This window comes from Pantoea sp. M_9 (assembly GCF_008631385.1).
GTDB lineage: Bacteria > Pseudomonadota > Gammaproteobacteria > Enterobacterales > Enterobacteriaceae > Pantoea > Pantoea eucrina.
Map to the genome: position 1 here is coordinate 106,803 of NZ_VWUF01000005.1, position 22,253 is coordinate 129,055.

Genomic DNA, 22,253 nt, shown 5'->3' on the forward strand with positions numbered 1-22,253 from the left:
AAAAAAGGCTCCCGCGGGAGCCTTTCTTTTTTTCAGCGAAAACAGTTCAGCAATGCTAACCTTTATCAGGTTAACCGGGCATAAGACCGGAAATCTATCACATTACGTTATCTGACTGTCAGCGCCAGGGCTCCCCGCGCAGCGTGCTAAGACAAATTCTTAAATCACCGCGCAGGCGTTACCGGCTTACCCGCTGGGGTTATGCAACGCTGAATTCATAAATATCCTTTTTTTACATAGAGTTATTTGCATTGCAGCGGGTTTTTCGTTTTGGTTAATGGCAATGTATTAGTCTCTTCTCGCCGCGTATCTCCCGCCGGCAAAGCGTCCGGTTTTTTATAAACACAGATAAAGCAGCTTTATCAAATATGCGGTTTTAATAATCAGAATTTTCTCACCGTCTTTTAATGTGTGTGCTATATTCGCCAAAAAATTCCCTCTGCTTTCACAGGCACTGATCATGAAGAATTATGACGATCTGCAGCGTTTCAAAGAAAAAACGCAGACGCTTGATATCGATTTCAAAGATATGTCGGGTCAGGCGCAGAGCGCCGATCATCATCAGTGGGCCATTCTGCGCCAGCTGAGTACAGATGACGCACCGGAGCTGGGCCAGGGGCAGCGTATCGATCTGCCTCAGCCACAGCCTGTCGGGCCTGAGGCATTTGCCGCGCCAGCCATACCTGCCGCTCCGCGTGCTCCGGCTGAGAACGGCGCCGCGCTGCTCACCAGCCTGGCGGCCACCGCGCCGGTTCGCGAGGCCGCGCCGGGCAGCAGTGCGCTGTTTCCGCCGCCGCCGCCGAAGCGCGCGCCGGCAGCGATGCCAGCGGCGGCGCTTGTGGAGCGGCAGCGCGCCGGCTCGCTGTTTCCGCCTCCGCTTTCTGAGCCGGTTATGGCCCGCTCCGCTGCCCCGCAGCCGCCTGCCAGCGCGGTGCCGGTCGCAGCAGCGCCAGCGGCAGCGCCTGTCGCTCCGCCCGCCTCTGCCCGCTTCAGCACGCTGTTTCGCTCGCGTCCGGCTGAACCCGCTGTATTGTCCAAAGAAACACTCCTCAAACCGCTACTGGAGAAGATTGCGTTATGCCGTTAGTTTGTGTGTGCTCGCCAAAAGGGGGAGTAGGGAAGACCACCATGGCGGCCAACCTTGCATGGAGTCTGGCGCGCGCCGGCAGCAAGGTGCTGGCAATCGATTTTGATGTGCAGAATGCGCTGCGTCTGCATTTTGGCGTCCCGCTGCAGGATGGCCGCGGCTTTGTTGCGCGCTCTGAAGAGCAGGCTGACTGGAGCCAGTCGATTCTGACCACCGGCGGAAATATTTTTGTGCTGCCCTACGGCGACGTTACAGAGGAGCAGCGTGAACGCTTTGAGCACAAGCTTGCCAGCGACACGCATTTTCTGCGGCGCGGTCTCGACACCGTGCTGAATTATCCCGGTCTGGTGATTGTGGCCGATTTTCCTCCCGGTCCGGGACCGGCGCTTAAAGCGATGCAGCAACTTGCCGATATGCATTTAGTGGTAATGCTTGCGGATACGGCATCCGTCTCTCTGCTGCCGCAAATTGAAAATAACCGCATGATTGGTCAGCCGCTGAATAATAAACATGGCCACTATTTTGTGCTGAACCAAAGCGACAATCGCCGCAATATCAGCCGGGAAGTCACGTCATTTATGCAGCAGCGCCTGGGCGATAACCTGCTTGGCGTTGTCCACCGCGATGAAAGCGTGGCGGAAGCGAATGCATCACAGCAGTCAGTTTACGATTTCAGTCCCGCTTCCGCGGCCGCATTTGATATTGAACTGGTGGCAAAGCGCATTGCTAATTTGCTTAGTATTCAGGTCGGTAACGGTGAAGTTCAGGCACCGATCCGCAGCCAGTATTAATAGCCGGGTTCAGGCCTGGCTCAGATAATTTATAACGCTTTTTCAGGGTGACTCATGAGTAAACTCGGGTTTTACCTGCTGCTGCTGGTGCTCGCGCCGGTGGCGGCGGTAATCATCATCACGCCTATGGACAGCCAGAAACAATATATTTTTGGCTTAATCAGCATCGGGATGATGTTTTTACTGGGCTTCAGCAAAAGCCGTAAAATAACCGTGGTAATGGTTATTCTTTCCGCGCTGATGTCGACCCGATATATCTGGTGGCGCACAACCGAAACGCTGGAATTTAATTCCGAGATCGAAGCTATTCTCGGCATTGGTTTATATCTGGCTGAACTTTACGTCTGGCTGATCTTAATTCTCGGCTTCCTGCAGACCACCTGGCCATTAAAGCGTACGATCGAACCGCTGCCGGATGAAACCCGCCTGTGGCCCACAGTGGATGTATACGTACCGACCTATAACGAAAGTCTGGATGTGGTGCGCGATACCGTGCTGGCGGCGCAGTGTATCGATTACCCGCGCGATAAAATCAAAGTCTATCTGCTGGATGACGGCAAGCGCAGCGAGTTTGCGGTATTCGCCGCCGACGTGGGCGTGGGCTATATCACGCGTGATGACAACCGGCACGCCAAAGCGGGCAATCTTAATCACGCGATGACCATTACCAAAGGCGAGCTGATCTGCGTGTTCGACTGCGATCACGTCGCCACGCGCGCGTTCCTGCAGGCAACGGTCGGCCCCTTCCTGAAAGATCCGAAGCTGGCCCTGCTGCAGACGCCGCACTATTTCTACTCTCCCGATCCGTTCGAGCGCAACCTGCGCGCCGCCCGCTCTATTCCTAATGAGGGATCGCTGTTTTATGGTCCGGTACAGCAGGGCAATGACAACTGGAACGCGACCTTTTTCTGCGGCTCCTGTGCCGTTATCCGGCGCAGCGCGCTGGAAGAGATTGGCGGCTTTGCCGTTGAGACCGTGACGGAAGATGCGCACACCGCGCTGAAAATGCAGCGTCGCGGCTGGGGCTCAGCGTTTCTGGCGATCCCGCTGGCGGCCGGTCTGGCAACGGAACGCCTCGGCCTGCACGTTATTCAGCGTACCCGCTGGGCGCGCGGCATGACGCAGATTTTCCGCGTAGATAATCCGCTGTTTGGTCGCGGCCTGAAGTGGCAGCAGCGCCTCTGCTATCTCAACGCCATGCTGCACTTTCAGTTTGGTCTGCCGCGCGTGGCGTTTCTTACCGCGCCGCTGGCTTATCTGCTGTTTAACCTGAATATCATCCACTCTTCGGCGTCGCTGATCTTCGCCTATGTGCTGCCGCATCTGGTGATGTCGCTCTACGTTAACTCCCGCATGAATGGCCGCTTCCGCTATACCTTCTGGGGAGAGATTTATGAAACGGTGATGTGCTTCCACCTGGTGATCCCGACCCTGCTGACGCTGCTGTCGCCGAAGCATGGCAAGTTCAACGTAACGGACAAAGGCGGGCTGCTCGATCAGGGCTTCTTTGATTTTCATATCGTACGCCCACACGTCATTGTCGCGACGCTGCTCTCCATCGGCATTGTGGCCGGCGTAGTCCGCGCGACGGCGCATGACTATTTCGGGGTCGATCCCTGGGTTATCGCGCTCAACGTTGGCTGGGCGATTTTCAGTCTGATTATTCTGATGGCGGCCATCGCCGTGGCGCGCGAAACCAAGCAGGTGCGTAAAACCATTCGTATTGAGGTGCAGATCCCGGCTGTGATCCACTACGCCAGCGGGATTTCGTCGCGCACCCGCACCAGCGATCTCTCGATGGGCGGTGCGCAGCTGGATGCGCCTGATAACCGGCATGAACAGGATGAGATTGAAGAGATCGATCTGCTGCTGAAGTCCGGCACCATCACCATTCCGGTCAGTAAAATTTCCGGCGATGCAGAGACGATTCGCCTGCGCTTTGGCGCGATGCCGCTGGCGCGTCGCCGCGAGCTGGTTCGCGTGGTGCTGGCGCGAGCGGATGCGTGGATCCAGCCGGAGTACAAGCAGGACAATCCGCTGGTGTCGATCGGCACTATTATTCGTACCGTTTTTGAGCTGTTCTGGCTGACCTGGAAAGATCGCCGCGAGAAGCACAAGCGTGATAACCAGCCTGCGGCCAAAGAGGACAGCGCAGCATGAAAAGATTAACGCAAACGCTGCTCGCCAGTTCGCTGGCGACGGCACTGCTGCTTACCCCGGTTCAGGCTGAGGAGCCTGCGGTCACACAGGATAGCAATGCGCTGTCAGCCGTGCCGCCGCCGGAAGGGCTCACGGCCGATCAGCAGCTGCAGCAGGCCGCCGGGGCTGCCCCTTATGCGCCGGAAAACAGTGCCGGCGCGCCAGCTGAGACTGAGGCGCCGGCAATTCAGTTGCCTGCACCTGCGGCTGATACCGGAAGCGCCGTCCTCAACCAGCCGGTAAGCAGTACGATTTCCGTGGCGCAGATGGGCCAGAAACAGGGCATCACCCTTACCGGAGGACAGCTGCAGTCGGGCATTACCTTTACCCTGCCCGGTGATGAGGTGGTTACCAACGCGCGTCTCAACCTGTCGCTGCGCGTCTCATCAGCGCTGGCAGCGCGCAACACCTCGCTGCAGCTGATGCTGAACGGACAGCCGCTCGGCACACTGCCGCTCGGCTCCAGCGACAGCGATGTCAGCGACTATCAGCTGGATATCCCGGCTGCCATGGTGGTGTCAGATAACAATCTCAGCTTTAAAATTAACGATGCGGATAAGCTGCTGTGCGAGAAAGAGAGCGCGCAGCAGTATCAGGTAACAATTCTGCCGCAAACCACGCTGAGCCTGGAGGGCCAGCAGCTGAACATCGGTACCAGCCTGCGCAACTTCCCGCGTCCGTTTATCGATGCGCAGCGTATGACTCCCGCCAGCGTGACCTTTGGTTTTGCCAGCAGCGTGACGCCGGATGCGGTGAGCGCTGCCGCGCTGGTGGCGTCGTGGATGGGCATTCAGTCTGACTACCGCGGCATTCGCTTTCCGGTGAGCCGCGGCGCACTGCCAGAGCGCAACGGTATTCTGGTCGGGCATCCGGGCGATAAAATCGGCATAGTGACGCTGCCAGCCAGCAACGGTCCGCTGCTGCAGGTGATCGATAATCCTGATAATCCGGTCTATAAACTGCTGCTGATTGTGGGCAGTGATGACGCACAGCTGCGTCAGGCGGCGAATCGTCTGACAACCAAACCGCTGACCACGGATGCCAGCCAGCTTGCTGTGCAGCCGCAGCCGCTGGCCCAGCGTAAACCTTACGATGCCCCGCGCTGGATCAACACCTCACGCCCGGTACGCCTGAGTGAACTGCTGCGGAAAGATCAGAGCCTGACCACGACCGGTATCTGGCATGACGCGCTGCGCGTTAACTTCCGCGCGGCGCCCGATCTGTTTTTATGGGATGGCGATACGATCCCTGTCAACCTGAACTACCGTTTTCCCACTGAAAGCTGGATCGACGAAAACAATTCGTTCCTGAATGTCGCTCTCAACGGAACTTTCCTGCGTAATCTGACGGTTAACAAAGTCGGCCTGCTGGAGAGCGCCTGGCACCGCCTGGGCGGCGATGCGCGTCAGGAGCACTATACCCTGAAGCTGGAGCCGTATCTGATTTACGGCGATAACCAGCTGGCGCTCTACTTTAATATCAAGCCAAAAGCGGATGCGCCGTGCGGCGTACTGCTTAACAACAACATCAAAAGCCGCATTGAAGAGGATTCGTGGATCGATCTGAGCCACACCCGTCACTTTACCATGCTGCCAAATCTCTCTTACTTTGTCGGGGCCGCGTTCCCGTTCACACGCCTGGCAGATTTCTCGCAGACCACGCTGCTGCTGCCGGAGAAACCGGGCGATGCGGAGATCGCCACGCTGCTCGATATGGCGGCGCGCGCGGGTAATGCAACCGGCGTTGCGCTGGTACAGAACCAGGTGCTGTTTGGCCTGCCTGAAGGCGGCACCAACCTGAGCCGGCTGCAGCAGAATGATGTACTGGCGGTCAGCACCATGCAGCACAGTGCCTTTACGCAGCAGATGCTGCACGGCACGCCGTGGCAGACCAGTGGCAATACGCTGAGCGTTAACGAGCCTGGCCTGATGGAGAAGCTGCGCGGCTGGCTGACCGGCGACTGGTATCGTCAGCAGCTGGACGCCGATCGCTACTTCTCCTCTAATGAGGCGTGGCGCGGTTTTGTCAGCTATCGCTCGCCGTGGAGTGCCGACCGGCTGGTGGTAATGACGGTGGCAACCAGCGATCAGCAGCTGCTGCGCCTTCATGACGATCTTAACTCAGCGCGCATCAACGCCGGTATTCGCGGCGATACCGCCATCATTACCGATGAGAACGGGATCCGCAGCTTCCGCGTTGGCCCGCAGTTTCCGAGCGGTGAGATGCCGTGGTACATGATGGTGGTGTGGTACGCCAACCAGCACTCGGTGCTGATGGCGCTGGCCGCGCTGCTGGTTGCCGTGCTGATCGGCAGCAGCGCCTGGCTCATGCTGAAGCGTCACGCATGGCAGCGTCTTAATCCCAAAGCAGACAGTCAGTCCGGCAGGAAGTAAGGATAAAAAGAATGCATAAAAATATACTGAGTGCCGGCATCCGCCACGCCCTGCTGCTGGGTGGGGCGCTGACGCTCTCTCAGCCGCTGCTGGCGGCAGAGAGCAACAATCCTGCGCTGCAGGCGCTGTTTGACCAGGCTGCCTACTGGCATCAGAAAGCGCATGACGATCTGGCAAAGGCGTCGCTGCAGAAAATCCTGCAGGCGGAGCCAAATAATACCCAGGCGCTCTATCTGCTGGCGCTCTACTCCCAGCAGACCGGAAGTACCGCCGAGGCAGCGCAGTGGCGTGCGCGGCTGAGTGCCGTTTCGCCCAACGATGCGCATCTGGCTGAGCTGGATAACGCCCGTCAGCTGCAGAGTATTCCGCAGGCGCAGCTGTCGCTGGCGCGTCAGCAGGCGCGCAGCGGCAACATCGCCGCAGCGCTGCAGACGTGGCGCAATACCTTCAGCGGCAACGAGCCACCGCCGAGCGTCGCCGCTGAATATTATCTGACCATGGCTGGCGATCGCACGCTGCTGCCGCAGGCGGTTGAGGCGCTGCGGCAGTTTGCCGCCGATCATCCGCAGGATACCGGTGCGCAGCTGGCGCTGGGCAAGGCGATGACCTATCAGGAGTCGACCCGTCGCCAGGGGATTGAGCTGCTGGCCGGTATGGCTGACGGCAACAAAGAGGCTGACCGCTCGCTGCGTCAGGCGCTGCTCTGGCTGGCACCGCAGGCTCAGGACGCTGCGCTCTATCAGACCTGGCAGCAGCGTCATCCTCAGGATAACGCGGTACTGGATTACTACCGTAAAAACGTGGGCGGCGCGGAAAAGGGTGCCGGCTTTACGGCTCTGAACAGCGGCGATGTCAGCGGTGCGCAGTCCAGCTTTGAAAAAGTGCTGCAGGCGAACCCGCAGGATGCGGATGCGCTGGCGGGCATGGGCTATGTTGCGCAGCGCGCCGGGCGCTACGCTGAAGCCGCAGACTACCTGAACCGGGCGGCACAGCTGGGTGGCGATCAGAGCGATGCGCGGCAGAAACAGGCGGCGGATGCCCGTTTTTACGCGCAGCTTGCCGCCGCTCAGCAGGCGCTGAAAAGCGGCGACAGTGCGCAGGCGCTGGCGCTGAGCGAGCCGCTGACCCAGGCCGAAGGCGAAAAAGGCGTGGCGGCAAAACTGTTCCGTGCCGATGTGCAGCGCCGCACCAATCAGCCGCAGCAGGCGGAGCAGACCTACCGTGCGATCCTGCAAAGTGATGCGGATAATCGCAGTGCCAAAGAGGGGCTGTTCTATGTGCTGCGTCAGCAGAATCGCAGCGCTGAAGCCAACAGCCTGCTCGCCTCACTGCCTGACAGCGTACGGCAGAGCGTGGCACCACGCGGTAACAACAGCGATCCCATCCGGGCGCAGGCGAAACGTGAGCAGGCCGCAGGCAATAGCGCTGCCGCGATTGCCACGCTGACCAGCGGCGTACAGCGCTATCCCACCGATGGCTGGCTGCGTCTGGATCTGGCACGGCTCTATCGCGCGCAGGGCAATACGCTGATGGCGGCCAATGTCATGCAGCCGGTGATGCGCAACGGTGCGACCAGCAGCGAACTCTATGCCGGTGCGCTCAACGCCAGCGAAAGCGGCGCGTGGCAGCAGGCCAGCCAGCTGCTGGCGCGTATTCCCGATCGCAGTAAAACCGGCGCAATGCGCGAACTGGCGCAGCGCGTTAACTTTAATCTGCAAATGGCCACGGCTGACCAGTATCTGGCGCAGGGCTCGGATGCGGCGGCGGCAAACACGCTGCGCGCGCTGGCTGCGACCCCGCCGGCTAATCCGGTTGACGCCGGCAATCTGGCGGAGAAACTGGCGAAAGCGGGCGATCTCACCAGCGCCGTGGCGGTGGTACGCAGCAACATGCAGCGCGGCGTGCAGGGCAACGCCGGGGATTATGCTACACAGGTCACGGTGCTCAACCAGGCGGGCTTAAGCGGTGAGGCGCAGCGTTTTCTCAGCTCGCCTGAACTGCAGGCGCGCAGTACGCCCGCGCAGCTGGCTGATGTGCGTAACGGCTATCTGATCAACGAAGTGGATCGCCTGCGCGAGCAGAAACAGTATGCGGCGGCCTATGACAAACTGGTGGGTGCGCTGCAGCAGGATCCGCAAAACCGCGATCTGATGTTTGCCATGGCGCGTCTCTATCAGTCCGGCAAAATGAATAAAGAGGCGGGCGTGGTCTATGACTATCTGATCACGCAGGATACGCCGCAGCAGGATGCGCGCACCGGGGCCATTAACGTGGCGCTGGCAGAGAATGATATCAGCAGGGCAAATACGCTGACGCGCGGGCTGCGTAATGAAGAGACGCCGGAGCGACTGCTGCTGCTGGCGCGCGTAGCGGAAGCCAACGGTGAGCACAGCGAAGCGATGCGTTATCTGCGCACCGCACGCGGTAAAATGATTGGTCTGCAGGGCGCGCAAAGCGGCAGCGTACCCACGGTTGGCGGACTGGCGCTGGCAGACAATCCCTTTATTAACCGCAGCACCTCGCCGGTTGGCCGTTCATCTTCCAGCTATGGCGCCGTCATGCCGTGGCAGAACGCACCGACCGTAAGCCGCACAGCAGACACTGCGCTGGCAGCCGATACGCCCGCGCTGCAGCAGAATCAGACGCTGCATCAGATTGACACGATGATGGACGCGCTGCAGGAGAAAACCGGGACCTGGGTACAGGGCCAGATGCAGGTACGCGGACGCGATGGCGAATCGGGATTGAGTAAGCTGACGGAAGCGAAAGCGCCGCTGACCTTTTCCACGGTGCCGTTTGGCGAATCGCGGTTTGATTTTACCGTTACGCCGGTTTCACTGACGGCGGGCAGCGCTGGCGGGGATGCATGGCGTCGCTTTGGCAGTAATGCGCTGGTGCAGGGCAATGTGGTGGCGGCAGGCGATGCAAAACTCACTGACGTACCCGCTTCAGCTACCGATTCGCAGTCCGCTTCCGGCGTTGAGCTGAACATGGCGCTGAAGGGCGACAGCTATAAAATCGATCTCGGCAGCACGCCGCTGGGCCAGGATCTCAGCACGCTGGTGGGCGGGATCCAGTGGTCACCGAAGCTGACTGATTTCCTGACGCTGATCCTGACCGGTGAACGCCGTGCCATGACCGACAGCCTGCTTTCCTATGTGGGCGCAGAAGATAAAACCAGCGGCAAACGCTGGGGACGCGTAACGAAAAATGGCGCGAATGCCCTGCTGAGCTATGACAACGGCGATGCCGGACTCTATGCCGGCGGCGGCGCTTATAGCTACATTGGCGAAAATGTGGCGAGCAACCAGAGCGTTCAGGCAACCGCTGGCGTTTATGTACGGCCTTTCCACTACGACGATCGCGAGCTGAAGGTGGGGATGAACCTCTCCTGGATGGATTTCTCCAAAAATCTTAGCTATTTCAGTTATGGTCAGGGCGGCTATTTCAGCCCGCAGAACTATGCGTCCGTTTCATTCCCGGTGGATTTCAGCCGTCAGTTTGACGATCTGAAAGTCAACGTCGGGGGATCGGTAGGGTATCAGTCTTACAGCCAGGATAAGAGCGCCTATTTCCCGGACGATGCTGCGCTGCAGTCGCAGCTGCAGAGTCTGGCCGATCGCGGCTTTGTCAGAAGTGCTTACTACAGCGGTGAAAGTAAAAACGGCATAGGTTACAACCTGCACGCCGGTGCGGATTATAAGATTAATAAAGATGTCACGATTGGCGGGCAGCTGGGGTATGACACCTTTGGCGACTATAACGAAAGCACTGCCAACCTCTACTTCCGCTATATGTTTGGAGATAACTGATGAGCGAGCAACCCACCGCACGCGTGACCTGGTCGCCTCAGCCTGGCTGGTTTGACCTGGTCTGCGTAATGACAGAGGGCGTGCTGGAGAACGGCGGCGATGAGGCCACGGCTTTTCTGGCCAGCACCGGGGAGACGCTGGCGATGCGCTATCCGCTGCCGGCTTCACGTACCGTGCAGGATCTGGAGCGGGAGATGAATCTGCAGCTGGCCCGCTTCAACTGGGGCTTTGTGCAGCTGCACCCGGCAGAAAATGCGATTCAGATTGAGCATCATGCGCTGCCAGCCGGTCACGACACGCTGCCGGCTGAACGCTGGCGGCTGGCAATGGGCGCCGTGCTGGGCGGCCTGTATGCGCAATGGCTGCGCGATCAGGGCGGCAGCGCCGCAGTACCGCTGACGCTGGAAAACAACAATGGCTCAACGCTGCTGTATCGATATCAATAGGAAGCGGTAATGAATGTAATGCGGCACGGGCGTCGGTGGATGCTCTGTTTAATGATGATATTTTTTAGCGCGCAGGCGATGGCAGACGGCTGGAGCAGTTATAAAAGCCGCTTTCTGAACAGCGACGGCCGGATTATCGATACCGGCAACAAAGGCGTCAGCCATACAGAGGGTCAGGGCTACGGTATGCTGCTGGCGATAGCGAATAACGATCGCGCTACCTTTGATCTGCTGTGGCAGTGGACGCGTACCCACCTGCATAATCCGCAAAATGATCTGTTTTACTGGCGTTATGTGCCTGATGCGGCCGATCCGGTGGCAGACAAAAACGACGCCAGCGACGGTAATGTGCTCATTGCCTGGGCGCTGCAGCGTGCGGCTCAGAAGTGGGGAGGGGATTATCAGCAGGATTCCGATCGCATTCAGCGGGCAATTATTAAGCTGAACGTGATCGATTACGCCGGACACAAAGTTATGCTGCCTGGCGCAAACGGCTTTAATAAGTCGAGCTACGTCGTGCTGAACCCCTCCTATTTCCTGTTTGCTGCCTGGCAGGCGTTTGCACAGCAGAGCCATCTGCGCGTCTGGAACACGCTCATTGACGATGGCATGACGCTGCTGGGTGAGATGCAGTTTGGTAAAACCGCGCTGCCGCTGGACTGGGTTGCACTGAATGCGGATGGCTCTGTCGCGCCGGCGGTGGGGTACTCTAACCGGTTCAGTTATGATGCGATTCGCGTGCCGCTGAATATCTGGTGGTACGATCCGCAGAGCCTGCGGCTGGTGCCTTTTCAGCGCGTCTGGCAGGGCTATCCGCGTCAGACCACGCCGGCCTGGTTCGACGTACTGGCTAACAGCCCGGCACCTTACAATATGGAAGGTGGCCTGACAGCGGTACGCGATTTGACGCTGAACCAGACCGGTCATCTCAGCGACCGCATTCAGCCGGAACAGAACTACTTCTCTGCCAGCCTGCAGCTATTAGTGTGGCTTGCCTGGCAGGAAAAAGGTTAATGCTCTTCTGCGAGCGCGCGGTGCGCGCTCGCGTTCTCCCGCTCCCGGCAACGGGCAAAACACTGAAAACGCGTCTCTCTCCCTTCCGACCGATGATTTTCACCCTTATCGCGGCGTACAACGTCTGAGACCTGGGATATACTTGCTGCGCATTCAGGCTACTATCACTCCGGATTATGGCGGCATTGCGGCCGGGAGAAATTTTTTTGCGCGTCAGTCGCTCGTTAACCATCAAGCAAATGGCAGCCGTGTCTGCGGTTGTGCTGGTAACGATCACGATTTTTATCGTTATCCAGCTCTTTCACTTTGTGCAGCAGCGCAGGGTTGATTACGCCCAGCAGATGGAGAATGTGGCGCACACGGTACGCCAGCCGCTCTCAGAGGCGGTGCTGAAAGCGGACATCCCTCAGGCGGAGCATATCCTTAATACACTAAAACCCGCCGGTATTCTGTCGCGGGCCGATGTGGTGCTGCCCAATGCGTTTCAGGCGCTGCACGCCGATTTTGCACCGGAAAAGCCGGTTCCGCGTCTGGTCGCCCGGCTGTTTGAACTGCCGGTGCAGATTACGCTGCCGCTGTATGCGATAGAGCGGGGCGGCATGCCAAAACCCATCGCCTATCTGGTGCTTCAGGCGGACTCCTCACGCGTTTACCAGTTTCTGCTCAGTACGCTCTCAACCATGATCACCACCTGGCTGCTGATGGCGCTGATCCTCTCGGTCGCCATTAGCTGGTGTATTAACCGTCTGGTTGTGCACCCGCTGCGCGATATTTCACGCGAGCTGCAGGAGCTGCCGCCGCCAGCCATCCTGACACACAAGCTGACGCTGCCCGGCAATCACCGCGATGATGAGATAGGCATGCTGATCCGCAGCTATAACCGCAATCAGCAGGTGCTGGAGTCTGTTCACGATGAGATGAGCCGGCTGACCACCCATTTTGCCGTGACGGATCTGCCTAACCGCACGCTGTTCCTGGCGCTGCTCGACCAGCATCTGCAGCAGCGTCACCGGCAGCAGCCCTGGAGCGTCATGGTTATTCGTATCGAAACGCTGCAGGAAGCCAACGGCGTGCTGAGCGATGAGCAGCGCGATACGCTAATGCTGACGCTGGTAGAGAAAATCCGCAGCACGATTGATGATCATACGCTGCTGGCGCAGACGGGGCCCAGCGATTTTGCGCTGCTGCTGAAGCGGGCGCACAACCCGTTCCGTGCGATGCGCCTGGCGCGCAACCTGATGCTGCGTATCAATCAGCCAGTCAATCTGTATCAACTGCAGCTGCGACCTAATGCCAGTATCGGGCTGTCGCTCTCTGACGAGAGCCTGTGCTCTGCACGCGAGCAGCTGGATCGGGCGACGTCAGCCATGATGTCAGCGCGGCATCAGGGGAAAAATCAGATCCTGTTTTTTGATCCGGTACTGACCGAACGGGCGCAGAAGCGGCTGACACAGGAGCATGACATTCTGCAGGGACTTCAGGCGGGCGAATTTGCACTTTATCTGCAGCCCCAGCTCAACATGGCAACCGGCGAGCTGACGGGTGCTGAAGCGCTGCTGCGAATGCGGATGGCGGATGGCAGCTACGGGCTGCCGGAAGAGTTCATCGCCAGCGCGGAAGAGATTGGGGTGATTTCCGCCATCGGTCGCTGGGTGTTTGAAGAGGCGTGCCGCATTCTGGCCGGCTGGCAGCGACGGGGAATTACGCTGCCGCTGAGCGTAAATATTTCGGCCCTGCAGCTGCGCGACAGCGGCATGGTGACGCATCTGCAGAGCCTGCTGGAACGGCATCGCATCCGGCCAGGTTCTTTGGTACTGGAAGTTACCGAAACCGCCGGGATAGGCGATGCTGAGCAGGCGATGGCGCTGCTGCTCGCGCTACAGCAGACCGGGGTTGCCGTTGCGCTGGACGATTTCGGTATGGGCTACTGCAATCTCAATTACCTGCATCAGTTTAAAGCGTTACCGGTTAATAAGCTGAAGATGGATCGCAGCTTTGTCGCCGCGCTGCCGGACGATGACACCATGGTGCGTATCGTGGCCGCCGTGGCAAAGATTGTGGATGCCGATGTTGTGGCTGAAGGAGTAGAGACGGCGGAGCAGCGCGACTGGCTGCTGGCGCGCGGCATCACTATCGGTCAGGGCTATCTGTATGCCGAAGCCCTGCCGCTTACCGCCTTTGAGCAGGGCTGGCTGCAGCGCTGTTCACGCACGTGATAGTGACCTTATCAATTGATTGTTCTGCAGAAACCGCGCCACAGCGCCAGCTGAAGCGTTTCAGTTCATAGTTAGAGTTTTGTAACTTTTGTAAGGAATGTCAGGGGATACTCATCCTGTTAACAGGGTGTTATTTTCAGTTTATCGGTAAGGTTTTACGCTCTCAGGCGGCTTGCCGCATGCGTTTCTCCCTGACACAGGCGGTGAATGCCGTCTCTACCTGGACACCTGTTATGAAACTGTTTAAAAGCCTCTACTTTCAGGTGCTGGTTGCCATCGGCATCGGCGTTCTGTTAGGCCATTACTATCCCGAATTAGGCGCGCAGATGAAGCCGCTTGGTGATGGTTTTGTAAAGCTGATCAAGATGATCATCGCCCCCGTAATCTTCTGTACGGTGGTGACCGGTATCGCCGGCATGGAGAGCATGAAAGCCGTTGGACGCACCGGCGCAGTAGCGCTGCTCTATTTTGAAATCGTCAGTACTATCGCGCTGATCATCGGACTGGTAGTAGTGAACGTGGTTCAGCCTGGCGCAGGAATGAACGTGGATCCCGCCACCCTGGATGCGAAAGCGGTAGCCGTTTATGCACAGCAGGCAGAACAGCAGGGTGTGATCGCGTTCCTGCTTGATATCATTCCGGGCAGCGTTATTGGTGCCTTTGCCAGTGGCAACATTCTGCAGGTGCTGCTGTTCGCTATTCTGTTTGGTTTCGCACTGCATCGCCTCGGCAGCGCCGGTACCGTGATGTTCAACGTTATCGAAAGCTTCTCCAAAGTGATCTTTGGCGTAATCAATATGATTATGCGTCTGGCACCTATCGGTGCGTTTGGCGCCATGGCCTTCACCATCGGTAAATATGGTGTCGGCTCGCTGGTGCAGCTTGGCCAGCTGATCATCTGTTTCTATATTACCTGTATCCTGTTTGTCGTGATCGTGCTGGGTGCAATTGCGCGCTGGGCTGGCTTTAACATCTTCAAATTTATTGGGTATATCAAAGAAGAGCTGCTGATTGTGCTGGGTACGTCATCGTCTGAATCAGCGCTGCCGCGCATGCTGGATAAGATGGAGCGCCTTGGCTGCAAAAAATCGGTGGTGGGGCTGGTTATTCCAACGGGCTACTCGTTTAATCTGGATGGCACCTCAATCTATCTGACCATGGCCGCCGTGTTTATCGCGCAGGCGACCAATGCCCATATGGATATTTTCCATCAGATCACCCTGCTGGTGGTGCTGCTGCTCTCCTCGAAAGGAGCGGCGGGCGTTACCGGAAGCGGCTTTATTGTTCTGGCCGCGACGCTCTCTGCGGTAGGGCATCTGCCGGTCGCAGGCCTGGCGCTGATTCTGGGCATCGACCGCTTTATGTCCGAAGCGCGTGCGCTGACTAATCTGGTCGGTAATGGCGTTGCCACAGTGGTGGTGGCTAAGTGGGTGGGTCAGCTGGATGAAAACCAGATGAAAGAGACGCTTTCTTCAGCCAAAAAGGTCAGTCACGTCTCTCATACCGGCGCATAATCCACAATTTGCGTTAATTTCCGATTAAATGCCCGCTGTCACTTGCCCTGACAGCGGGCATTTGCATAATAAACCCCGTTGATTTTTTTCCCGATTTTTTTCCTTGTTGCGCGACTTCCTGGCCATCCTGTGGTCAAAGGAACTGTCATTATATAAACGCGGCGGCAATACGCCGCGCGGGCCGCTTTCCCGGTGGCCAGTCAGTCCGTGCTAACAAGCGTTTTTCTGTTTGATTAGGGGTTCACATGCAGGGCACCAGAATTCGGCTTTTGGTTGGCGGCTTGCTGCTTGCAGCGACCGGTTTCGGCGCGCACGCCGAAACACTTCAGCCCGATCCCGCCTGGCAGGAGGGCAAACTGGACAACGGGTTCAGTTGGCAGCTGCTGACCACACCACAACGTCCCAGCGATCGCATTGAGCTTCGCCTGGTTGTTAATACCGGCTCACTGGCGGAGAGCGCTCAGCAGACCGGTTTCAGTCACCTGTTACCGCGCCTGGCGATGGTGCATAACACCGCGCTGGATACCAATCAGCAGCGGTCACTGTGGCAGCAGGCGATGGATCCGCAGCGCCCGCTGCCGCCAGCGATCTCGTCATACGACTATACCCAGTACAACCTCAGTCTGCCCAACAACCGGCCAGAACTGCTTAAAGAAGCGTTGAACTGGCTGGCCGCGACCGCGGGTAAAATGAGCATTAATGAGCAGGTGGTCGCGACGGCATTAAGCGCGACCGATCCCATCGCCACCTGGCCCTCTGACACGCAGGATGTCTGGTGGCGCTACCGCCTGAAAGGCTCAACCATGCTGGCGCACGACCCTGGTGAGCCACCGCGCGCCCCGGTCGATCCCGCGCAGCTGAACAGTTTTTATCAGCAGTGGTATACGCCAGATAATATGACGCTCTATGTGGTCGGTAATGTCGACAGCCGCACTATCACGGAGCAGATTGGCAAGACCTTCGCAACGCTGAAAGGAAAACGCGATACGCCGGCACCGCTGCCCACGCTGTCACCGCTGCCGCATCAGCCGGTTAATCTGGTTGATGGCTCTCTGGCGCAGGATCGACTGTCGCTGGTATGGGATACATCGTGGCAGCCGATTCGCGAATCGCAGTATCTGCAACGCTACTGGCAGAGCGATCTGGCGCGTGAAGCGCTGTTCTGGCATGTGCAGCGCGCGCTTGCAGATAATAAAGCGCAAAATGTGCAGGTCGGCTTTGACTGCCGCGTGCTTTATCAGCGCGCGCAGTGCTCCATTAATATGGAAAGCCCCAATGCCTCACTGCCGCAAAACATGAATCAGATCGCTAAAGCGCTGGCCGTGGTTCGCGATAAAGGGCTGCCGCAGGATGAATTTGATGCGCTTATGGCGCAGAAGCTGCTGGAGCTGAATAAGCTGTTTACCACCTACGCCCGTACGGATACTGACATTCTGATGGGGCAGCGCCTGCGCTCGCAGCAGAACGCGGTAGTGGATATTGCTCCCGAGCAGTATCAGAAACTGCGGCAGTCTTTCCTGAGTGAGTTAACGCGCGAGCAGCTCAATCAGGAACTGCGTCAGCAGCTGACGCAGGAGCTGACTATGGTACTGATCCAGCCGCAGGGCGAAGCAGAGACCAATGTGAAGATGTTGCAGGAGAGCTGGAATAAGGTGATGGCAGTGCCTGATGCACCCGCAGCACCGGCCCCGGACGAAAGCAGTAAAGCAGAAAACAGCGCCGATCGGGGCGCATAAATGCGCCCCCTGTGATGAATTACCTTACGATAAATTCCCCCGTAGGGGCGCCATTCATGGCGCCCTGGCCGATGCACGCACGGGGCGCAATGATGTTATCGATGACCCCGTGCACATGGCCGGCCCGGAGCGCATAAATGCGCCCCCTGTGATGAATTACCTTACGATAAATTCCCCGTAGGGGCGCCATTCATGGCGCCCTGGCCGATGCACACACGGGACGTGATGACGCCATTAATGGCGCCCTGGCCGATGCACGCACGGGACGTAACAACGTCAGGTTTTCGCCCGCAGCCATTCGGTGACCAGCATTGGCCAGCTTGCCAGCGGCAGATCGGCCACGCCGCGGATACCGAAACCGTGCCCGCCTTTCTGATAAAAATGGATCTCGGCCGGGATTTTATGCTCACGCAGCGCGCTGAAGAACAGCATGCTGTGGTTAACGGAAACTGCTTCATCGTCAGCCGCATGGATCAGCAGGGCTGGCGGCGTTTGCGCGTGCACGCGCGTCTCCAGCGAATAGGCATCGATACTTTTCTGGTCCGGCCATGCGCCCAGCAGGCGCGTGCGGGAACTTTCGTGTGCCAGGCCGTCACGCATACTGATAATCGGGTAGATCAGCACCATAGCGTCGGGGCGCGGTGAGAGCGCATCGATACGATCCTGCACCGGATAGAGCTTCTCGTTAAACCGCGTTCCCAGCGAGGCCGCAACGTGGCCGCCTGCGGAAAAGCCCATCATCACAATATATTTGCCGTTTTTCCCCTGCTGCGCCCGTTCGCGCAGCACGCGGACCGCCCGCTGGGCATCGGCCAGCGGTGCATCCGCACCTTCATGATGCCCGTCATAGGGCAGGCGATATGTCATAACGGCCAGCGTGTAGCCCATCGAGGTAAAAAACGTGGCCAGCGCGCTGCCTTCACGATCGATCAGCACCCGCTGATAACCGCCGCCCGGTGCCACCAGCAGGGTGATCCCGTTGGAGGTTTCCGGATACCAGATGGCCATTTCCGGGCAGCGCACGCCGGTTGCTGCGCGATCGTAAGGTTCATACTCTTTAGCCAGGTCAACAATCTGCGGCTGAGCGCGGGAGTCACTGGCGCCTGGCGCATCACCGGATGGCCAGATATTGATAATTTCTGTGTGCATAAATCTGTCCTGAGCAGGGCGTATAGTCGTTGTTTTTCTGCGGCCGAAGGAACAGCGTCCTGCTGTTATTGATTAAAAGATGGTCTTCTTTTGCGTTGTCGTCCAGCCGAAAAAGCGATAACCAGCGAGAATCAGACTATACCTGGCAGGCGGGAATTGCCTTTTAATGCACTGAATTTAAACGGTTATGTTTAGAGAAGATAATAAATGCACACTTCAGATAAAGTGCGAAAGAGGGAAGAGGCGCACTAAGCGCAATGAACAGGATAAAAGAGAGTATTAACTCAAACCGGTCCCGGTAAATTTCAGCAGAGAAATAGCTCCGGCTGCGCCTTTTCCGAACTCTTCCGGCGGCCGGTTTCTGGCGCGTCAGTTTGCCTTAAGTCCTTAAATCGCTATCCGGTGACGATTTAGCAGACAAAGCATCCTCTGTTTCTGCGATTAAGCCAGAGACGCGCTGTTAGACTCGACGCCCTATATGGCTGCACAAAGCGATAAAGTTATCCAGGAACCAGCCGATACTTGCCGCCGGGTTGCTTTCTGCAGGCACTCACCACCGACCAGGAAAAAACCATGGTGATGAAGAATTCCGGACACCGGCTGCCCGTTTCTCTTAAACATACGCAACCGGATATCGCATTTTTCCGGCAGCAGTGCCAGCGTACTTATACTTTTCAGCCTATTTATCAGATATCTGGCCGCCTGCTGGCGATTGAGCTGCTGACCGCCGTGACGCATGTGGCTATGCCGGGAAAGCGTCTTTCACCGGAAAGCTACTTTGCTGCGCTATCAACAAAACAGCGGCTGGATGTGGTACATGAACAACTTACGCTGCTGTTGACGTGGTCGCACTTTTTTATCCGGCACCAGCTGGTGGCATCGGTCAATATTGATGGACCGACGCTGCTGGCGATACAGCAGCATCCGGCGCTCCGGCGACTGATTGGCCGGCTGCCGTGGGTGCGCTTTGAACTCACTGAGCATCATGCGCTGCCGCAGGAGGAGATGGTGGCGCAGATGCCGGAGCTGGGGCCGCTATGGCTGGATGATTTTGGCTCCGGCATGGCAAACTTTTCCGCACTGACCGAACTGCGCTATGACTACATCAAATTATCGCGTGAACTCTTTATGCTGCTGCGCGCGTCAGAAGAGGGGCGGGTCCTTTTTTCAACGCTGCTGACGCTTATTAATCGCTACTGCAACGGCGTAATCGTTGAAGGCGTAGAAACCGAAGAGGAGTGGCGCCAGGTACAATCCTCTCCCGCTATTGCAGCTCAGGGATACTTTTTTTCCCGTCCGCTTCCTTTTAATCAGCTGGAATCGCTGCCGTTGATGCTTCTCTGATGTTGTTACGCTGCGTCTCGACTATCTTTAATGAGACGTGGAAACAAGGAGGAAAAAGCATGACTCGCACGGGAAAAGCTGCCAGCTGGGTAGCGGGGATTCTGCTGTTACTGATCGTGGTACTGGTAGTGGTGATTGCCACCTTTGACTGGAACCGCCTGAAACCAACTATTAATCAGAAAGTTTCAGCAGAGCTGAACCGCCCTTTCGCGATACGCGGCGACCTTGGCGTACACTGGGCGCGTAACCGCGCAGAGCCGGGCTGGCGCAGCTGGATCCCCTGGCCGCAGGTACACGCTGAAGATATCATGCTGGGCAATCCACCCGACATTCCTGATGTAACGATGGTACACCTGCAGCGCGTTGATGCGACGCTGGCGCCCCTGGCGCTGCTGCACAAAGAGATCTACCTGCCCTGGATTAAGCTGCAGCAGCCTGACGCGCGTCTGATACAGCTCGCCAGCAAGAAGAATAACTGGACATTTACGCTCGCCAGCAGCGAAAACAGCGAGGCTGACGCCGCTCCCTCAGCCTGGTCATTCCGCATGGATAATATCCTGTTTGATCAGGGGCAGCTGCGCTACCGCGATGCGATCAACAAAGCTGATGTAACGGTAAATATCAACTCACTCGGTAAACCTGTGCCTTATGCTCAGGTTACCGGCGGCGATGATAAGCAGAAAGGCGCCGGCGATTTTGTTTTTGGCTGGCAGGCAAAAGGCACCTATAACCAGCAGCCGCTTTCCGGCGAAGGCAGAATTGGCGGCATGCTCTCACTGCGCAGTAAAACCACGCCGTTTCCGCTGCAGGCCGATCTGCGTAACGGCACCACGCGAGTGAGGCTGGAAGGCACGCTGCAGGATCCGCTCAACCTGGGCGGCCTGGATGTGCGTCTGCGTTTTTCCGGCGATACGCTGGCCAACCTTTATGGCTTAACCGGCGTGCTGCTGCCTGATACCCCGCCTTATGAAACTGACGGTCATCTGACTGCCCGCTTTAATGACGCAAAAGGCGCGCTGTTCCGCTATGAAAAATTTAATGGCCACATCGGTGACAGTGATATTCATGGATCGCTCACCTATCGTCAGGGCAAACCCCGGCCGAAACTGAGCGGCGAACTCACTTCCCGTCAGCTGCGCATGGCCGATCTCGGCCCGCTGATTGGCGTTGATTCCGGTAAAGGCAGTGAGAAAACGGCGCGGGCGAAAGCGCAGCGTGGTGAAGCCGCCACGCAGCCTGCCGATCGCGTGCTGCCTTACGATAAGTTTGAAACCAAAAGCTGGGATGCGATGGATGCCGATGTGAAGTTTAGCGGCAAGCGCATTGAGCACAGCAGTAAGCTGCCGCTCAGTGACCTCTATACGCATCTGACGCTGGAAAAAGGCGATCTGCTGCTTGATCCACTGCGCTTCGGTATGGCCGGCGGCAATATCAATACCACTATCCGGCTCGAAGGCAGTCGTTCACCGATGCGCGGCCGCGCCGATCTGCACGCGCGCAAACTGCAGCTGCGCCAGCTGTTTCCTGATGTAACCGCCATGCAGCGCAGCCTGGGCCAGCTCAATGGCGACGCAACGCTAAGCGGTACCGGCAATTCGGTTGCCGCACTGCTGGGCAGCAGCAACGGTCAGCTGCGCCTGCTGATGAACAATGGCCTCATCAGCCGCAGCCTGATGGAAATCGCCGGGCTTAACGTCGGAAACTATGTGGTGGGTAAACTGTTTGGTGATGATGAGGTGCGCATCAACTGTGCCGCCACCGATCTTACGCTGCGCCAGGGCGTCGCAACGCCGCGGCTGTTCGTGTTTGATACCGAAAATGCGGTAATTAACGTCACCGGTAACGTTAACTTTGCCAGCGAGCGACTCGATCTGTCGGTGAATCCGGAGAGTAAAGGCATTCGCATTATTACGCTGCGTTCTCCGCTCTATGTGCGCGGAACTTTTAAAAATCCGGATGCCGGGGTCAAAACCGGACCGCTTATCGCGCGCGGTGCGGCTGCCGTGGCGCTGGGGGCGGTTGTGGCACCGGCTGCCGCGCTGCTGGCGCTGATTTCACCCAGCGACACCGACGATAATCAGTGCAGCAATGTGCTGCAGCAGATGAAAAGTCAGAAGTGATTAACTGCGCCACAGCACCTTAATAATGTGGTAACCAAACGCGGTTTTTACCGGTCCATAAGGCTTCAGCAGCGGGCAGGTAAAAACCGCTTTATCAAAAGCCGGCACCATCTGTCCCTGACGAAACTCACCTAAATCACCGCCGTTGCGTCCGGACGGACAGGTTGAATGTTTTTTTGCCAGCTGCTGAAAGTTGCCTCCTTTCTCCAGCTGCGTCAGCAGGGCTTTCGCCTGCGCTTCCTCTTTCACAAGGATATGTAAAGCTGCTGCGGTTTTCGCCATGGTGCTCTCCTGTTATGTATAATGTGCGACGCATTATAGCGTAGTGCGCGTCAGTTGCAGGGGCGCCATTCATGGCGACCTTTGCGCTCAGGTGCGCATCAATGCGCACCCTGCGACGCGATGTAACTCTTCCTGTCTGATTCAATCGAG

At 57.8% G+C, this 22,253-nt stretch carries 14 protein-coding genes; 12 read left to right on the plus strand and 2 right to left on the minus strand.

Annotation, left to right across the window (positions count from 1 at the left end):
• The first annotated feature begins 460 nt into the window (after positions 1–460).
• The 10 genes from bcsO (at position 461) to F3I15_RS10400 (ending at position 17,208) form a co-directional block, all read left to right on the plus strand.
• Positions 461–1,087 carry a cellulose biosynthesis protein BcsO gene (gene bcsO, locus F3I15_RS10355; protein WP_190314993.1) on the plus strand — a complete coding sequence of 209 codons (627 nt, stop codon included), beginning with the start codon at positions 461–463 and terminating at the stop codon, positions 1,085–1,087.
• A complete protein-coding gene (gene bcsQ, locus F3I15_RS10360; RefSeq protein ID WP_150017848.1) occupies positions 1,078–1,878 on the plus strand; it encodes a cellulose biosynthesis protein BcsQ in 801 nt (266 codons plus the stop codon). The genes bcsO and bcsQ overlap by 10 nt, the downstream gene beginning before the upstream one ends.
• Before the next feature lie 54 nt (positions 1,879–1,932).
• Positions 1,933–4,038 carry a UDP-forming cellulose synthase catalytic subunit gene (bcsA, locus tag F3I15_RS10365; RefSeq protein WP_150017849.1) on the plus strand — a complete coding sequence of 702 codons (2,106 nt, stop codon included), beginning with the start codon at positions 1,933–1,935 and terminating at the stop codon, positions 4,036–4,038.
• Positions 4,035–6,470 carry a cellulose biosynthesis cyclic di-GMP-binding regulatory protein BcsB gene (gene bcsB, locus F3I15_RS10370; RefSeq protein ID WP_150017850.1) on the plus strand — a complete coding sequence of 812 codons (2,436 nt, stop codon included), beginning with the start codon at positions 4,035–4,037 and terminating at the stop codon, positions 6,468–6,470. Before bcsA ends, bcsB begins: the two co-directional genes overlap by 4 nt.
• 11 nt (positions 6,471–6,481) lie before the next feature.
• Positions 6,482–10,282, plus strand: a complete 3,801-nt coding sequence (locus F3I15_RS10375) for a cellulose biosynthesis protein BcsC (protein ID WP_150017851.1) — start codon at positions 6,482–6,484, stop codon at positions 10,280–10,282.
• Positions 10,282–10,728: a cellulose biosynthesis protein BcsD gene (bcsD, locus tag F3I15_RS10380; RefSeq protein WP_150017852.1), complete on the plus strand. Its 447-nt coding sequence runs from the start codon at positions 10,282–10,284 to the stop codon at positions 10,726–10,728. The genes F3I15_RS10375 and bcsD overlap by 1 nt, the downstream gene beginning before the upstream one ends.
• Positions 10,729–10,737: 9 nt before the next feature.
• Positions 10,738–11,742, plus strand: coding sequence for a glycosyl hydrolase family 8 (locus F3I15_RS10385; RefSeq protein WP_150017853.1), 1,005 nt, complete (start codon positions 10,738–10,740; stop codon positions 11,740–11,742).
• Between the two features lie 206 nt (positions 11,743–11,948).
• Positions 11,949–13,958, plus strand: coding sequence for a biofilm formation regulator HmsP (gene hmsP, locus F3I15_RS10390; protein WP_190314996.1), 2,010 nt, complete (start codon positions 11,949–11,951; stop codon positions 13,956–13,958).
• Between the two features lie 233 nt (positions 13,959–14,191).
• Positions 14,192–15,472 carry a dicarboxylate/amino acid:cation symporter gene (locus F3I15_RS10395; protein WP_108570105.1) on the plus strand — a complete coding sequence of 427 codons (1,281 nt, stop codon included), beginning with the start codon at positions 14,192–14,194 and terminating at the stop codon, positions 15,470–15,472.
• 245 nt (positions 15,473–15,717) lie between these two features.
• Positions 15,718–17,208 (plus strand): pitrilysin family protein, encoded by a 1,491-nt coding sequence (locus F3I15_RS10400; RefSeq protein WP_108570099.1) that lies wholly within the window; start codon positions 15,718–15,720, stop codon positions 17,206–17,208.
• 276 nt (positions 17,209–17,484) lie between these two features.
• Here F3I15_RS10400 and F3I15_RS10405 read toward each other — a convergent pair whose 3' ends face one another.
• Positions 17,485–18,357 carry an alpha/beta hydrolase gene (locus F3I15_RS10405; protein WP_039381681.1) on the minus strand — a complete coding sequence of 291 codons (873 nt, stop codon included), beginning with the start codon at positions 18,355–18,357 and terminating at the stop codon, positions 17,485–17,487.
• A 573-nt stretch (positions 18,358–18,930) separates the two neighbouring features.
• On the opposite strand from F3I15_RS10405, the gene pdeH reads away from it, so the two are divergent.
• Both pdeH and F3I15_RS10415 read left to right on the plus strand, forming a co-directional pair.
• Positions 18,931–19,701, plus strand: coding sequence for a cyclic-guanylate-specific phosphodiesterase (gene pdeH, locus F3I15_RS10410; RefSeq protein WP_150017855.1), 771 nt, complete (start codon positions 18,931–18,933; stop codon positions 19,699–19,701).
• Between the two features lie 59 nt (positions 19,702–19,760).
• Entirely contained in the window at positions 19,761–21,821 is a 2,061-nt protein-coding gene (locus tag F3I15_RS10415; RefSeq protein ID WP_150017856.1) for an AsmA family protein, read from the plus strand.
• On the opposite strand, the gene ppiC is transcribed toward F3I15_RS10415, so the two are convergent.
• On the minus strand, positions 21,822–22,103 hold the full coding sequence (ppiC, locus tag F3I15_RS10420; protein ID WP_150017857.1) for a peptidylprolyl isomerase PpiC: 282 nt from the start codon (positions 22,101–22,103) through the stop codon (positions 21,822–21,824).
• Between the last annotated feature and the right edge of the window lie 150 nt (positions 22,104–22,253).